Origin of the sequence: Akkermansia sp. N21116 (genome assembly GCF_029854705.2) — a bacterium.
Lineage (GTDB): Bacteria > Verrucomicrobiota > Verrucomicrobiia > Verrucomicrobiales > Akkermansiaceae > Akkermansia.
Map to the genome: position 1 here is coordinate 1,542,745 of NZ_CP139035.1, position 16,107 is coordinate 1,558,851.

Here is a 16,107-nt window from a genome sequence, read left to right on the forward strand (position 1 = left end):
TCCGGTATGAAGTTGCTGAACCTTTGGTTTGTAATAGCCGGAGTGGGAGGGCTGTCTATGGCAGCCCTTCCTGTTTTTGCAGATGAAGCTGCCGGCCTGGAGGCGTTGTCGACGCTTGATCCGGTATCCTCTTCTCCTGCCGTGCTTCGGGAGGCCTGGAAGAAGGCGGAAGCTGCCGGCCAACTAGCAGATTCCCGCCGGTATTGTGAACAATACGTCCAGGCATTGCAGAGCCATGCGGATCAGGGCGATGCGGAAGCCATGGTCGAATTGGGAAAGTTGATGTACCGGGGGACTCCTTCATATCCTAGAAATTTGGAACAGGCCCGCGCCTGGTTTGAAAAGGCTGCCCAGGCCGGCCAGGCGGATTCCCAGTACCAGCTGGCCTTTATGTACCGGAATGGGCTGGGTGGAAACAAGGATGAGGCTTTGTCTGCCAAGTGGTATGCCGAATCCCGGAAGAATATGGAAGCTCGTGCTGCCGGAGGTGACGGAGAGGCGGCTTTCTGGGTCGGAATTATGCATTTCAAGGGTGAGGGGACGCCGGAAGATAAAAAACTGGCCCTGCAGTGGATGGAGAAGTCGGCAAAACTCGGGTTCAAAATGGCGGCCGTTTTGCTGGCCAGGATGTATCGTGAGGGCCTGGGGACGGAGCGGAATGAAGGGGAAGCTTTCAGGTGGTTTCTCAAGGCGGCGGAGCAGGGGCAGGGTGATGCCATGATGGAAACCGCCCTCGCTTACAAAAACGCGATTGGCGTGGAACGCGATCTCGCCCAGGCGCGTCATTGGTTTTCCAAGGCTGCCAATCTCAAAAACCCTTATGCCCTGCGCGAATTGGCCGGGATGATGAGGGCTGGCGAGGGGGGAGAAAAAGATATCCCCCAGGCGCGAGCCTACTATATCCAGGCTGCTTCTTATGGGGAACCTTTATCGGCTGTCGAAGCCTCCCGCATGCTGGCGGACGACGAGAATGCTAGTGACGATGATGTCAAAAAAGCTCGCGAAATTCTGTTTGCCGCAGCGGATCGTTTCCGTTCTCCGCTGGGGCAATATGAATTGGGGCTTTTTGATTGGAAACACGGCGACAAGGAATCCGGTGTGTATTGGATTCGTACGGCAGCCATGGGGGGCTATGCTCCTGCCATGGCTCGTATGGGTACCCTTTCCCTTATTCCCTTCAGCGGAGTGACGTGGAACCCCGTTGCCGCATGGCAGTGGTGGGATGCTGCCGCCCAAGGCGGGAATGCTCCTGCCCGGTTCCGGGCGAACTGGCTTCTATGGGGAGGCGGGGGATTTCTTCTGATAGCGGTGGGGACTTTCCTTATTTGGATGAACCGCTGGATCAACCGGAAATGGGCTGTCGAAGAGAAATGAGCGGGATATGGCGCATATTCGCGTTAATCTGGCTTGAACTCCGGAGTCGTCGCGGGCAGTCTAACTCCCAACGATGACCATTGATGAACAATTGGATTTCCTGATGGCCGGCACCGCCAAGGTGATCGGAAGGGAAGAATTGAAGGAACGCCTCTCTCTGGGGCGCCCTCTGAGAGTAAAACTGGGCGTTGATCCGACGGCTCCGGACATCCACCTCGGCCATACGGTGGCAATTGAAAAGCTCCGCCAGTTCCAGCAACTGGGCCACCAGGCCATCCTGTTGATCGGCGACTTTACGGCGATGATCGGCGATCCTACAGGACGATCCGTAACCCGCCCCCCCCTGAGTCGCGAACAGGTTCTCGCCAATGCGGAAACCTATACCCAGCAGGCTTTTAAGATTCTCGATCGCGCCAAGACCGAAATCGTGTACAACGGCGACTGGTTCCGCAAGATGAGCTACGATGATGTTCTCAAGCTGAATTCCCGTGCAACCATGCAGCAAATGCTGGCCCGGGAAGACTTTCGCGCCCGCGTGGATAGCGGCAAGGAAGTACGGTTGCATGAATTGCAGTATCCCCTGATGCAGGGTTGGGACTCCGTCATGATCCAGGCCGATGTCGAGTTGGGTGGCACCGACCAGTTGTTCAATATTCTCGTCGGCCGCGACCTGCAGAAGGAAGAAGGCTTGCTGCCCCAGATCGCCATGACTCTTCCCTTGCTGGAAGGCCTTGACGGCGTTCGCAAAATGTCCAAATCCTATGGCAATTACGTTGGCGTTGACGAAGCCGCTGAAACCATGTTCGGCAAGATGATGAGCGTCAGCGATGAACTGATGGATCGCTATTATACCGTCCTCCTTGGCGAGCACCGCGATGCTTCCTTGCACCCTATGGAAGCCAAGAAGCTTCTCGCCTGGAAGATCGTTGCCCGTTACCACTCCCCAGAGGCAGCGGATGCCGCACGCAACGACTGGGAAACACGCTTTTCCAAGCGAGATCTTGCCGCTGCTGAACTGCCGGAACTTTCACTCGCCGCTCTTCCTGCCGGATTGAATGCCATCGGGCTCGTAGCTTACGTCTTCCAGACGTCCTTCAACGTGCAGAAGTCCAACGGTGTCCTCCGCAAAGAACACTTCATACCCGGAGCCATTCAAGTGAACGATGAAAAGGTCACCGACCCGAATGCCACTCTTGAGCTGAAGGAAGGCGATATCCTCCGTCTCAGCAAAAAACACGCTGTACGCTTCATCGGCTGACACGGCTAGGGGGAGCTCTTGTTCTTCTGGCTTTCTGCGAGCGAGCTAGCCTCAATACTTTCCGGACGCAACCCGATTCCCCTGTTGCAAGGGCTCGGTTGCGTCCGATTCATTGATTCGGGGAATGGCACGGATATTGTGCGTGGACGAAGAGGGGTGAAGTTAATCTTCTTTGTGCATAGTTTGTTGTTCCGGTGAATCTTGGGTTGCAGATGGTTGATCAGAGTTCGCTGCTTCTTCTTCACGGATTTTATCGAGTGTTTCCTGTGCTTTTTCATGTCCTGGGCAGCTGCTTTGGTGAGGTACTCCAAGGCGAGTTGAGGGTTGTTTTCTACACCCTTTCCTGCGAGGTAGAAGACTCCCGTCATATATTCTGCTTCACTGAATCCTTGATCTGCGGCCTTCTTATACCAACGAAAAGCCATTTCGTTGTCTTGCGAAGTACCGCTTCCCGAAGCATAGCAGGTAGCCAGGTGGAATTGAGCCTGGATATGGCCCTGATCTGCAGCTTTCTGAAACAATTCGAAAGCTCGGGGCTGGTCTTGTTCGATACCGTCTTCTCCGGATTCCAGTAGAGCGGCGAAGGCAAATTGGGCATCGGGGTGTCCAAGTTTTGCGGCTTGTTCAAACCATTTGGCGGCTTCTTGCGGGTTTACTTTTTCGAAGATTCCTTGATAGTAGAGAATTCCTAGATTGCACATGGCGAGAGAGTCGTTTTGTTCGGCAGCCTTGAGATACAATTCGCGTGCTTTTTGTGGATTTTTTTCGACTCCGATTCCCTTCAGATAACATTCTCCTAAAGTTGTGCATGCGTCAGGATAATTTTGATCTGCAGACTTGGAATACCAGTAAATTGCCTTGTCGATATTGAGTTCACTTCCCCCTTTTCCAGATTGATAACCGACTGCCACATCATACTGCGCCTGAGCATTACCCTGGTGTGCGGCTTTTATCATCCATTGCTGGGCAATTTTGTCATTTGTAAATGTTCCTGTGTTACTGCGATAACAAATCGCGGTGCACACTTGTGCATCCGTGTTTCCCAGAAGCGCTGCTTTCAGAAACCACAAAAAGGCTTCCTGGTTTTTTCCCTTGTCATGACAATATCTTCCTAAACGATACATAGCGGGAGGGTACCCCTGTTCTGCGGAAAGCGTAAGCCAGGCAAGAGCCATTTGTTGATTTTTAGGGATTAATGTTCCTTCATCATTGAAAAGCCACATTTTATATTGAGAAACAGGGTCACCTGTTTCAGCATACACCCTGATTTGTTCGAATACATCGTGTGTAGTTGTCGCGTCCATCCGGATTTCGGAGACGGCCCTTCTGATCTCATAAGAGCTGAGATTCTTATTTATCTCCAAAGATTGTTCTGTGGAGAGGAAGATTGTGAGGAAAAGTAAAACTTTCAACATGTTGAATTGTAATTGCCTGCCGGTTCGATATGAAACAATACTCAGTATTGATCGGAATGAATCTTAAAAAATATATTGGGTTATTTGGAGTCAATATATTGCATATTATATGTGTATGAAATGAGGTTATTTTATTTAATGGGATATACCTGTTATATATTTTAATTTCATAATGAATGATTTTTCATCTTGCATTATAATGCTATCTCATTTCAGGGGTAGATATGACTATCGTATCTTGTTGATTTGAAAAGGACATCATTGCGGATTATTGATTCAATTCGGATTCTAGCTAATGCCCGATAGAACCAATAGAATAGCAGTGATAAAATAAATAAAAATTATTGAATTTAGAATACAGGAAATCCAGTAAATGTATTTAAATTTTATTGTTGTCTTGCGGTAGAAATAATGCCGTTTGGAAAAAGAATATAGGAATAATGAAAAATTTGTGATAATATAAAATGTATATAATATGGGAATCGATTTGTCAGATCCTATGTTATTTATCGCAATAAAAAATGGGAAATATAAAAATAAGCTCAAGATCCAAAAATAAAAAACTGTTTTTTCTCTTGTCTTCATTTTTACATTATTTTTTTATAACTTGTCATTATTGAATCTATTGGAATATGGAAAATAGTTTATAAAATAGAGACAATCAATAGGAAAGGGTGTTAGATTATTTTTGGTGTCCAGGTATCTCCAGGTCGCTTCTGGTGTAGTAGTGACCGTTGAGTGTAATGTCAAGCAAGTTCCTGTCTTTTAGTGTGATGGAAAAGATTGGATTTTTTTCGTATAACAATCAATGGAGAAGATGTCATCGTGTTTGATCTTTTTCACTGTGAATTTGATGGATCCGTTATTGGACAATTTTTTTTCGACACAATAGATATTATAGCTGATAAATATGATTTGAGTGCATAATAGGATTGATAAGCCTATGATTATTGTTCTTGGGTTAATGCGTATTTTTATCATTATTTTTTAAATGAATGAGAATTATTGTTTAATATGCCATCAATGATGCCGTCGCCATTCTTGTCTACGAGCATTTCACGTGTTTCCTCTTTTCGAGGTATAAGAAAATGCATTGGATTGTAGTCTGAATCTAACGATACGGATAATGGGATAACAGGGTTTGCTTTTGTATGAATAATAATTCTATAATATTCAGTGTTCTCTTGCTGGTAATTTTTACCTTTTGATAAGATGATTGAAAAATTACCTTGCTCATACAATTTTGCATCGATTAATTCTGTAGATCCTAACATGTATTCAAAATTTGATCTTATTTTAAATCTATTGTAAGATACATAGAACAAGATAATGTTGATTATGATCAGGATATAGATCCATACATATTTCATATTAATTGCTACTTTTCTGATCGTTTATTCTAAAGTTTTGTTAAGATAAAATTTTCACATAGGGTTATTTCATATAATCAATATTACATTTTGTAACAGCATTTTATTGATTTATACGGACTAATGAATTTGTTGCCATGGCATGCATGTATGACAATGTATAGTTATTTCTTTTGATTCGTATTTTATATTTACGAGAAAAATGTGGTACTAATAATTGCGCATATTGGGGTCGCGATTTTAATATTCCATCTTTTACATAGAGAGGACTGTTTTCGGCAAAATCGAATTCATCCGCCCATTTATTAACATTTGCATAGAATTGAAAGAAACGCTCGAATTCATGATGGCCGTATAAATACATGGGAACATGATTTTCCATATTTTCCGGTAATGAATACCCTGCTTTCAATAAGGGTATGATCATTGGGTAGGCCGATCCTTCAATAGCGTATTTCATGAGGTCTGGATTTTGTTGTTTTGATATGCCATCAAGGATATGAATTAGATGAATCATAGCTTTACAATATTCAATATTATCTCTGCTATAATTTTGCAATATTGTTTTTGTTGCTTTTTGGAGAGAAAAATACGAAGGATTGTATTTCAAGAGAATGTATAGGATGTCCAGATTTCCCATGTCTATTGCATGATCCAGAGCTGTGTTTCCATAAACATCCTGTCGATTAATATCCCAACCATGATTGAGAGCATAGAATAAATCATGGAATTCCTTAGATGTAGAACATCCACATTCAATAATATTGATCAGAAGTGTTTTGTTTTCTTCATCACATGAATCAATTTTATTTCCATATTTCCGGATGAATCGTAATTTGTATGGATCTTTTAAAGGAAGTATTTGATGTTTAGTTGTTTTTTTAGTTTCCATAATTGCCGATTAATTTTAGTATAAAAAGAGATAAGGAGATGATAGAAGTAGTCAGTGGATCAAAGCAAGATGATATTCTAATTATATATCGATGATATCTATGGTTTTAACGATGAGCCTTTTGTGTTTATTTTTTTATTAATAAATTCTATTAATTGTTTGTCTGCTTTTTTTTCTTTATCTATATCATCTACAAACACAAAAATATCATTTTTTGGTATTGTTTTTATTGTGCGTGAATATACATTTTTTGTTTTTGTTTGCCATGGGGCAAATATGATTTCTATTTTATCACATCCAGTGAGATTGTATTTAAAATCTTCGGGGCTGCCTTGTGGATAGTATTTTGAACTATTTGGGTGGAAGAGTAAATCTGCTAATATATTATCGATTTTAAATGGCTCTTTTCTTTCTAGTATTTCGTATTCTCCGTTTCTTTTAATCCCTATTATGAGAATGATTCCGTTGAATATCTGTTTTTTTTTATAATGATTTTCTTTTGCTTCTTTTTCATTTCCTTTATATGACATAAAGGAAGGCATGTAATCAGGAGTTTTTTTGGTTTTTATAAATTCAGGGTGAGTGAATTTTGATTTTTCAGATATAATTATATTGATTGATTTTTCTTTTGTTTCGGTGCTTTCTAAAATACATAATTGAATGATGGATATTAATATTGGTATTAACATATTTTAGTATATAATTATTCGGTTTTTTACAATTGCTCTTGAAAATGGAATTTTAACAATGTTTTTGTCCCTTGATTTGTCATTCGAGATCTTGCTTGTCATTCAATGTTTTACTTTTCCGCTCTGTCTTTTTGTATTATTGTGATGAAAGATATCCTTTAATGAAACCTTATTATTGTTGATTTTCTTATGTTTTCTTTTTTGAGTGCTTGATGATGGTCAGGTCGTATCTGACGTTGTTGCATTTGGTGAAGAGGGACGGTTGCGGTGAATGTCTCCTAAGGGGGGGCAATCCCGGAAAACGATAAGCAAGGGATTGTGTTTCGATTGCTATGAAGGCTATGAGGCATCAAGGTTAAATGGTTTTCTGGGGTGTGTTTTTATATCCATAACAACTCAACCCGATCCCTATTTTCATTAATGCTAATTTATGGATTACTTCAGGATCCCATTTAATGTAATGCGGAGGAGAGTCAAAAGTGTCGATATAGATGAATATTTCATCTACTCCGGCAGATTGTATTTGTTCATGATTATCGCAGATCAAATCAATATAATCAATTAGTTTATTCCAGGGGAATGTCTCCTTGGAAAATTTAAAGCTTATAAAGCCAAAATCATATGGTTTGTGTGTTCTAATGTTTATGTCATTTGGATTATGTGATTTTCCTTTGTGAAATATTTTTGATAGTACATGATCGATTTCAGAAGGAAAGAAATTCTCTCCATAGAGAGTCATGATTGCGGATGTGTGCAGATCTTGGTACGAAAATTCGTTTTCGCTTTTTTCTCTAATTAGTGCTGTTGTTATTAATTCTGCGTTTATATTATCAATGTGTTCAATATCTTCAGGGTCAAATGTAAGTGATGACTGATTAATTTCATCAATATTTAATATAATGCGTATTGTCGAAACATTCATTTTTTTTAGATATTCGTAATGAGAATTTAATTTTTTTATGATATCACAAGATTTTACTAAAGTGATTGGTTTGAATCCTGTGTCAATTGTCGCATATCCGAAATTATTATAATTATTCATAATGTGATCTGTGTCGCTTTTTCTTGAGCAATATGTAATTCCAAGTTGTTTTATTATATCTTTGCTTAATTGTTTTGGGATAAAATTATCCCCAAGCAACCATATTTGTAAATTAGTGTTTGTCATGTTTTTTTGCTGTGTTGAAAATTTTAATTTATATTTTCATTTAATATAAATAGTTTATTGGAATTAAAATAACGTTGTCGCTGAAGCTATGCGTCCCGGAGGCGTCGGTGGCGGATACCATTTGCCCGAGGTGGTTCCAGGTGAAGCCCTGCGGCGGGGTGGCATCGCTGAAGGAGACTCCGGTGAGGAGCCCGGTCATCGGAGCGTAGGCCCATGTGGTGACAATGCCGCGGGCATCGGTCTTCGTGATGGCGCGGTTGTGGGCGTCGTAGGTGAAGTCCTCATGGGAGCCGTCAGCGTAGGTCTTGCGAGTGACAAGGCCGGAGGCGTTGTGGTAGGTCCATGTGGTGGTGTCGCCGTCGGAGCGGGCGGTGGGGTTGGTGACGATATCGCCGTCGGCGGCGCGGAAAGTCGTCAGGGACGTGAGCCTGTCTGCATCGTCGTAGTCGAAGCGAGCGGGTTGAATGCCGGTGCCGAACTCCGCGATTTTGTGACCGCGATTGTCGTAGGCGTAGCAGATGGTTTTGCCGAGGGTGTCGGTGATTTTGACGGGCAGGTCGAAGAGCCGTGAATACTCGGTTGTGGTGGAGGAACCGCCGCTATCCGCGACTTTGACGACGCGTTTGGCGAGGTCGTAATCGGTGACAGTCAGATTGTGCCTGCCATCGCATGCGACGTGGGTAATGCCGTTGGCGGTGTATTGCCTGTTCTGTGAGGTTGTGATTCCGGCGAAGTCGGTGCTTTCGACGACGAATCCATCCTTGATGATTTCACAGGCGGTGTTGTCGGAAGCCGGGATCCGGGAGAAGCGGGTACGCTTCCGCGGGGCGGAGAATTCCGTCCATGTTTCCGAAGAATTTCCACGAGCATCGATCATGATTACTTTGCTGTCCAAAGTTGGACTCATTTGCGATATTAGCTCGCGTTGAACCTCCGTCAACGAGTTTCCGTCCGCATCCCAACTGACTTGCGTCATTTGATGGGAACACAAAAAGAGCTACCTCGGTTTGAAGAGGTAGCCCTTGGATTAAACAATGACGAATTAGTTAGAGATGTGTAGGATGATTATTGCTTGTTTTTTATGAAATAAGCATTTTGAGGGTCGTTTTGTATGAATACGCCATCACTTTCGGATTGTGATTTGTAGATATTATAGCAATTGTATTTATCTAGTTTAATGTATTTATTTCTTTGTTTGCTAAGATTTTGAGATAAATTTAATGGGTCTATTTTGTCCATTCTGTTCGCGAAATCATAAAAGTGTTTTAGCCTGAATCCTTCATAAGTTATTCCTGATAATGATATATAAGAGTTGAAGAATGTTGTTATGCGACGATTTTGGTCAATTATTTTGCAATTTATTCTTTTCTTGTTGAGTAGTGTTATGTTTTTTTGCTTTGTCTTGACAGGCAAAACTGTTGGGTAATACCCTTTTTTTGTGATGAAGAAATTATAGTCTCTTGGCCAAACCAATTTGAAATCGGTATGGATGATTCCATCTTTATTTGATCGGAATGAGTATGATAGAACTTCTTTTTTATCTCTCTTTTCTCCATCTGTCTCGCCAAATAATATTGGTGCACCATGCCATATTATATAAATTTCCGCATTTTCAACAGGTTGATTCAAATCGTCAGTTATTAATAACTCTTTTTGTGTTCTTACCGACCAACATCCTGTTAAGAGTGTACATGTTATGATAGATGTTGCTAGTAATATTTTCATATTATTGTCTTATATAGTCTTGGAGGTATTGTTGGGCTGATTTAGTGTGTCGAGGAGCAATTTCCGAAAATAGAGACGAAGCGTAGCCGTGATCAATTTTACCGTAAAAAGGGAACTTGATATTTACATCTGCTCCTGATTCATGTCCCCATTTTCCTCCAAGTGAAGCCACTGTATTGTTTCGTCCTCCTCCGGTTATCAAGGTCCCTACGCCAGCAACAAGTTGACCAGCAATAGGTACGACTCCGGCCATATCAAATACTCCTTTGCCTACATAGGCGTTAATCCAATAATCAACACTTTCGGGTCTTCCTGAAGATAGGTTATGTGAATCGAATGAACTGACTGGATCTAATGTTACTAATGTAACTTTTTGCCCAGTTCCTTCAAGGGCTTCAGCAATATCCATAGCTGTATCTCCTCCATAACTGTGCCCAACTAGTATTATTTTCGTCTTTGGGCATTTCTTTTGGTAATCCTGAATCGTCTTCGCCATTTCTTTGGCATTGACGGTCCATGGGTAATAGGAGTTGGTTTGTGTTTGGTCGCGGTTTTTATTGTAACATTGTTTCATTGCGCCAGTTGAACTATCCCACGCACCTCCAATGAATATATACGTTTCTGACTTACAGTCTTTTGATGTCCTTGGAGTGGATAACGGTATTTCACCATTCTCCAACCCCAGTCTATCAAATTGATCTACACACCTGTTGTCCAGGATTCGATATAAATTGTATGAAGAAACTTCCTGCAATTTATCTCTTGCGATCCATCTTCCATCAGCCGGGTTGTAGTGGCGGTAGTTGTAGTAGACCAGGGCGAGTTCTTCATCGTAGATTTCGCTGCTCCACTGGATGGGCTGGTTGAGGGAACCGGTTGAGGTGACGGCGCCGAATGGGGTGTAGTCGTAGCTGGTGACCAGGTTGCCCGACTCGTCGTACACTTCGGTGATGTTCTTCGGGAGTTCGAGGCCGTAGGTGTAGAGTTGGCCGCCTTGCACGAGAGCCAGGGGGCGCGTGGCTACGTCTTCGAGGGGATCCCAGGCGATCGTGCGGACAACCTCGCGGTTGTTGAGCAGGTCGAGGGCGGCGATCTGGAGGAAGTCCCGGTAGAGGTACTGGTGATGGAGGGTCACGGTGCCGTTGCGGGTGACCTTCTTCCAGATGCGGCGGCCCTGGTAGTCGTATTCGCACGCGACGGTGACGCTGCCGTTCTCGCTGGTGAAGAGCACGGGGCGGTTTTCCGCGTTGTAGGCGACTGTCCAGATGCCCGTACCCGTCTTGATCTTCGTCTGGTTGCCCGAGTTGTCGTGCAAGGGTAGGAAGGCGGAGCCGGGGACGGTGATGGCCGAGTACTGGTTGAGTTGGTTGGCCGTGTAGGCGGTCGTCCCGGCGGGTTCCTGCGCCTGCTTCCTGTTGCCAATGTTGTCGTAGGAGTATTGGAACAGTTTGCTGTTGAATTCCGCGATGGCGAGTTCATCGCGGCTGTTGTGCCCGATGTAGTCGGTATGCGTCGTGGAATGGCGGGTGAAGGTCCGGGTGCCGGGGCGGCCGAGGGCGTCGTAGGTGTGTGCCTTCGACGTGAGAACGGCGCCGTTGCCTCGTTTGACGGTGATTTCCGAGATCAGATCCCGGGTCGTTTCGAAGTCCCTTTCCATGGTCAGACCGTTGGGCATGGTTTGCGTCCGGAGCAGATGGGTGCCGTCGAGGTAACCGTAGGTGAAGGCTTTTTCCTGTCCGTTGTGCATCAGGACCGTTTGGGAGAGGCGGGCATCCGTGCCGTAAGCCCATGACACCTGCTGGATGGCGGTGTTGCCCGTGGTGCAGGTGTATCCTGCGCTGCGTCCGATGGAGTCGTAGGTTTCCGTGACGGAGTGAACGACGTTCTGGAAATCCTTCAAGCTGTTCGCGGCAAGTGCGCCATAGGTGTTGTAGCTGAAGCTGCGGGTACCGGAGGCGTCGGTGGCGGATACCATTTGCCCGAGGTGGTTCCAGGTGAAGCCCTGCGGCGGGGTGGCATCGCTGAAGGAGACTCCGGTGAGGAGCCCGGTCATCGGAGCGTAGGCCCATGTGGTGACAATACCGCGGGCATCGGTCTTCGTGACGGCGCGGTTGTGGGCGTCGTAGGTGAAGTCCTCATGGGTGCCGTCTGCGTAGGTCTTGCGGGTGACGAGGCCGGAGGCGTTGTGGTAGGTCCATGTGGTGGTGTCGCCGTCGGAGCGGGCGGCGGGGTTGGTGACGATATCGCCGTCGGCGGCGCGGAAGGTCGTCAGGGACGTGAGCCTGTCCGCATCGTCGTAGTCGAAGCGAGCGGGTTGAATGCCGGTGCCGAACTCCGCGATTTTGCGACCGCGATTGTCGTAGGCGTAGCAGATGGTTTTGCCGAGGGTGTCGGTGATTTTGACGGGCAGGTCGAAGAGCCGTGAATACTCGGTTGTGGTGGAGGAACCGCCGCTATCCGCGACTTTGACGACGCGTTTGGCGAGGTCGTAATCGGTGACAGTCAGATTGTGCCTGCCATCGCATGCGACGTGGGTAATGCCGTTGGCGGTGTATTGCCTGTTCTGTGAGGTTGTGATTCCGGCGAAGTCGGTGCTTTCGACGACGAATCCATCCTTGATGATTTCACAGGCGGTGTTGTCGGAAGCCGGGATCCGGGAGAAGCGGGTACGCTTCCGCGGGGCGGAGAATTCCGTCCATGTTTCCGAAGAATTTCCACGAGCATCGATCATGATTACTTTGCTGTCCAAAGTTGGACTCATTTGCGATATTAGCTCGCGTTGAACCTCCGTCAACGAGTTTCCGTCCGCATCCCAGCTGACTTGCGTCATTTCCCGGTAAACCTCACCGTCGATGAGTTTGTACTGCCGAGAGGTTTCCGTGATGGCGGAATTCCGGACTGTCGGCTGGTCGCCGAGAGCCAGTGTTTTCTTTGCCAGAGTCCCCATGTCATCGTATTCGTACAGGGTGGGGGCCATGCTGCCGACCCGAGTTTGGACGATTTGCCCGGCGGCGTTGTAGGAGTAGACGGAGTCCAGCGTTACGTTGACCTGTGTCGTGGGCAATTCTTCCCTGGTGGTGTCGCCGAAGGTATTGACCACGGTCCGCTTCAAGCATTCTCTTGAAGGCGTCATGGCATACACTTCCTGGATTATTCCGTCCGAGCTTGGATAATACGAATAGGAAATGGCCCGGCGGCCGGTACCGCGCTCTTCACGGAGAGTTCCGTCGGAGTTTTTGACCGTGATTTCCGTGGCTCCCGAAGGCAGCGTTTTGGTGATTGTCAGGTCATCCTTGCTATAGGAGTAGCGGGTGGTGCGGCCCAGTTCGTCCGTTTCCGTCGTCAGGCGTCCGAGGATATCGTAGGTACGGGATGTGGTGGTGGTCATCGGCCCGGCATCAATACGTGTCGTGATGGCTCTGCCGAGTCCGTCCCGGATGAAGCTCGTGATCGTTTCCGGCATGGTTTCCGTTGCGGAGCGGGTGATGGCGACCAGCTTGCGTGCGGAGTCGTACTCGAACTCGGTGACGACGCCGTCTTCATCCACCTGTCGGCGGGGGCCGCAGCACATCCATTCCGTCGTGCTGACGCGGCCATTGCCGCGGGTGGTCTTCGTCAGGCGCTGCTCGGCATCGTACTCGTAGTCTTCGGTGGAGACGAGACTCCATCCTTCGCCCGTGTGGACGTATTCCTCCTTGCGTGCGACCGTGGCGGCAGCGGAGATCCATTTGACGGTGCGTTCGCTGCGGCCGGGGACGGCGGCATTGTTGACGCGCGTTTCCTCCGTTACTTTCCATGCATAGGCCGCGTCCGGAGAAGCTTCATAGGTGTAGAACGTCTGGGTGCCGTCGGTGGCCTGTTCCATCTTCACGCGTCCGCTGGCATAGGAACAGGGGGCGTTTTCTCCCCAGGTTTCGACGATGCTGACGCGAGGGGCGTCTTCTCCGGCGGAGGCAACGCTGGTGGTGACCCGGTTGACCTGGTCGGAGTCTTCGTAGGTGTAGGTTATGGCTTTGATTTCCCGTTCGTAGTTGTAGGGATCGCGGATGATTGTCCGGATGGAGGCGGGACGGCGGTCGTTGAAGCGCTGGTCGGCGTAGGTCGTACGGATGATTTTACTGCATGCGGTGCCTCCCCATGGGGAGATTTCCGTAGTGACGCGTCCCTTGTCATCGTAGGAGTATTGGGTGGAACTGCCGTCGGGGCGCTTCTCCTGCTGGACGAGGCACTTGTCGTTGTAGATCCATGTGGTTGTCCTTTCATCGCCCGTGCCGTAGCCTTCCGTCCTACTGAGGGTTTGCCAGCCGAGCTCCGAATAGTATTTGCGTGTCATGACTTTGGAGTACGGCATGGCGGAGAGGCCCTTGGTGACCGTCTTGATTTCCTCCATCGTCCTGGGGGCCGGGAACTTGCGTTCGTAGGTAGTGACGATGCGTTCGGTACCCTTGCCGACAATGATGGTGGTGGTGTTCCCCTCAATGCGGCGTTCGATTTCGCGTTCCTGTTGTCCGGCTACCTTGTTGACGATCTTCATGACGGAGGCGTTGCCCTCGATGAAGGTTTCGTAGGAGTATTCGCGGATGGGAGAGCCGGAGGGAACTTTGGCGCCGGAAGCGTCCGAGGAAATTTGGTTTGGGGCATACTTGTTGACGGTGAGCTTGTTGTTTGTCTGGCTCAGGGTGAGCATGCCGCTTTTGTCATTCCAGATGCTGGAAATGTTTCCTGCATTGTCTCGGGTGATGGCGTTTTTGCTGCGGTACTGTTCGGCGGTGATGACGGCGCCTTTGGCGGTTCGCATGGAGATGATGTTTCCGGTCGTCCGGTCGAATTGCCTCGACGAGCCGTCCTTGGAGACGACATTGGCCGTCTTTGCTTCTCCGGCGGGAATGGGGGTGCCGTTTGGACCGATGTATTGGACGAGGGAGAAATTGGTGCTGGAAGTGCCTCCGGAAGCTCCTGAAGAGCCGTCACCTCCCTTCTGGCTGGGGAAGGGAATGATGGTGCCGGAAGGGTTCATGAGAGTGATATTGCCATCGTTGTCGAAGGATGCCTTGGCTTCCATGGGGGCGTCGCAGTAGACATTGACGTTTCTGCCGGCAGCTCTCATTCCGGCAGAACGGGCACGTGATTGCGGAGCGTCGCCGGTGACCGGATTGCCAATGACGAGGGTGCTTCCGCACATGCCGAATTCTTCCGGGTCGCTGATGGGGATAGCCTGAGCGACGTCGGCGTTGCCTTCCGTGCATTCTTCATCACACGGGAACTGGCATTGCTCGGAACGGCAGTCCGGTTCTCCGTCCGACGGAACATCGGAAGAGAAGGAACTTTCTTCGGAGGAACTGCTGCCGGAAGATTCCGAAGACTCAGACGAAGACTCAGACGAAGACTCAGACGAAGACTCAGACGAAGACTCCGGAACGCTGGATGAGCTGCTGGAGGATTCTTCCGAGGAGGATGAGTCGGATAAATAGCAGGAAGATGAAACCGCGGAAGATGATGTAAAGCCCGGTTTCTCGATAGACGATGTGGGCTCTTCATGGGATGAGCTGCTGTCTACGTCTTCTTCCGGCAGGCCGTCATTGCTGGAAGACGAGTCACTGCCGAATTCCCATTCCTCGCTCCGGGACGTGCTTGAGTCGCTGCTTGGGGAGCCGTCTTGCAGAATGCTTATTGTTTTCTTGACGGACTTCTCCGTATCGAAATCGGATGGATTATTGTAGGCCTGGATTGTCCAGGTACCGTACCGGTCATCCCCTTCGTTCAGCCCGCAGAGGACGTAGATACTTCCCCCGGGACCTTCTCCGTCAGTAGTGTCGGGAGTAGCCCATGGATAGGTTTCCACGGATTCCATATTGATTTTGAAGTATCTGGCGTTGGTTGAGACCTGGATGCGCTTGCCGCCGCCGTCCGAGTCGAACTGAATGAAATCCGGGGTGGCGGAGAGGGTGATTTCTTCGTTGGAGAAATTGCCCGGAGTTCCGGCGTCCGACATATTATTGGTTGTATGAGGAGACATACTTTTCTTTCTATTTTTTGATGTTGCCGCAAAATTATTAATGTTTGCAGTGCGCTTAGAATGAGTCAATAATTGTTATTATGGCAACAAGTATGAAATGGATTCCCCTCCGGATGATTCACTCTTATAGGCATACTGTGGAACACGTGCTCCCATTCATGCGGGGCAACAGGCTGCCGGGAAGAAGAGAAGACCTATTT

General features: G+C 47.5%; 10 protein-coding genes. 2 read left to right on the forward strand and 8 right to left on the reverse strand.

Annotated elements, in window-relative coordinates:
• The first annotated feature begins 57 nt into the window (after nucleotides 1-57).
• Together QET93_RS05920 and tyrS are read left to right on the forward strand one after the other, a co-directional pair.
• Nucleotides 58-1,374: a tetratricopeptide repeat protein gene (locus QET93_RS05920; RefSeq protein ID WP_322190142.1), complete on the forward strand. Its 1,317-nt coding sequence runs from the start codon at nucleotides 58-60 to the stop codon at nucleotides 1,372-1,374.
• A gap of 73 nt (nucleotides 1,375-1,447) precedes the next feature.
• Nucleotides 1,448-2,632 (forward strand): tyrosine--tRNA ligase, encoded by a 1,185-nt coding sequence (gene tyrS / locus QET93_RS05925; protein ID WP_280125310.1) that lies wholly within the window; start codon nucleotides 1,448-1,450, stop codon nucleotides 2,630-2,632.
• A 5-nt stretch (nucleotides 2,633-2,637) separates the two neighbouring features.
• Here tyrS and QET93_RS05930 read toward each other — a convergent pair whose 3' ends face one another.
• The 8 genes from QET93_RS05930 to QET93_RS05965 form a co-directional block, all read right to left on the reverse strand.
• Nucleotides 2,638-3,588, reverse strand: coding sequence for an SEL1-like repeat protein (locus QET93_RS05930; protein ID WP_322190143.1), 951 nt, complete (start codon nucleotides 3,586-3,588; stop codon nucleotides 2,638-2,640).
• Nucleotides 3,589-5,027: 1,439 nt separating this feature from the next.
• Nucleotides 5,028-5,321, reverse strand: a complete 294-nt coding sequence (locus QET93_RS05935) for a hypothetical protein (RefSeq protein ID WP_280131506.1) — start codon at nucleotides 5,319-5,321, stop codon at nucleotides 5,028-5,030.
• Nucleotides 5,322-5,520: 199 nt separating this feature from the next.
• Entirely contained in the window at nucleotides 5,521-6,309 is a 789-nt protein-coding gene (locus QET93_RS05940; RefSeq protein ID WP_280131505.1) for an ankyrin repeat domain-containing protein, read from the reverse strand.
• A gap of 98 nt (nucleotides 6,310-6,407) precedes the next feature.
• On the reverse strand, nucleotides 6,408-6,998 hold the full coding sequence (locus QET93_RS05945; protein ID WP_280131504.1) for a hypothetical protein: 591 nt from the start codon (nucleotides 6,996-6,998) through the stop codon (nucleotides 6,408-6,410).
• Nucleotides 6,999-7,353: 355 nt separating this feature from the next.
• Nucleotides 7,354-8,166, reverse strand: coding sequence for a hypothetical protein (locus QET93_RS05950; RefSeq protein ID WP_280131503.1), 813 nt, complete (start codon nucleotides 8,164-8,166; stop codon nucleotides 7,354-7,356).
• A gap of 40 nt (nucleotides 8,167-8,206) precedes the next feature.
• A complete protein-coding gene (locus tag QET93_RS05955) occupies nucleotides 8,207-9,043 on the reverse strand; it encodes a hypothetical protein (protein ID WP_322190144.1) in 837 nt (278 codons plus the stop codon).
• Between the two features lie 188 nt (nucleotides 9,044-9,231).
• A complete protein-coding gene (locus QET93_RS05960) occupies nucleotides 9,232-9,891 on the reverse strand; it encodes a hypothetical protein (RefSeq protein ID WP_280131501.1) in 660 nt (219 codons plus the stop codon).
• A 1-nt stretch (nucleotide 9,892) separates the two neighbouring features.
• A complete protein-coding gene (locus tag QET93_RS05965) occupies nucleotides 9,893-15,907 on the reverse strand; it encodes an RHS repeat-associated core domain-containing protein (RefSeq protein ID WP_322190145.1) in 6,015 nt (2,004 codons plus the stop codon).
• Between the last annotated feature and the right edge of the window lie 200 nt (nucleotides 15,908-16,107).

Excerpts from the sequence above, each read along its gene's own strand:
- QET93_RS05920 (WP_322190142.1), top strand. The coding sequence starts at position 58 with ATGGCAGCCCTTCCTGTTTTTGCAGATGAAGCTGCCGGCCTGGAGGCG.
- tyrS (WP_280125310.1), top strand. The coding sequence starts at position 1,448 with ATGACCATTGATGAACAATTGGATTTCCTGATGGCCGGCACCGCCAAG.
- QET93_RS05930 (WP_322190143.1), bottom strand. The coding sequence starts at position 3,588 with ATGATAAAAGCCGCACACCAGGGTAATGCTCAGGCGCAGTATGATGTG.
- QET93_RS05935 (WP_280131506.1), bottom strand. The coding sequence starts at position 5,321 with ATGTTAGGATCTACAGAATTAATCGATGCAAAATTGTATGAGCAAGGT.
- QET93_RS05940 (WP_280131505.1), bottom strand. The coding sequence starts at position 6,309 with ATGGAAACTAAAAAAACAACTAAACATCAAATACTTCCTTTAAAAGAT.
- QET93_RS05945 (WP_280131504.1), bottom strand. The coding sequence starts at position 6,998 with ATGTTAATACCAATATTAATATCCATCATTCAATTATGTATTTTAGAA.
- QET93_RS05950 (WP_280131503.1), bottom strand. The coding sequence starts at position 8,166 with ATGACAAACACTAATTTACAAATATGGTTGCTTGGGGATAATTTTATC.
- QET93_RS05955 (WP_322190144.1), bottom strand. The coding sequence starts at position 9,043 with ATGATCGATGCTCGTGGAAATTCTTCGGAAACATGGACGGAATTCTCC.
- QET93_RS05960 (WP_280131501.1), bottom strand. The coding sequence starts at position 9,891 with ATGAAAATATTACTAGCAACATCTATCATAACATGTACACTCTTAACA.
- QET93_RS05965 (WP_322190145.1), bottom strand. The coding sequence starts at position 15,907 with ATGTCTCCTCATACAACCAATAATATGTCGGACGCCGGAACTCCGGGC.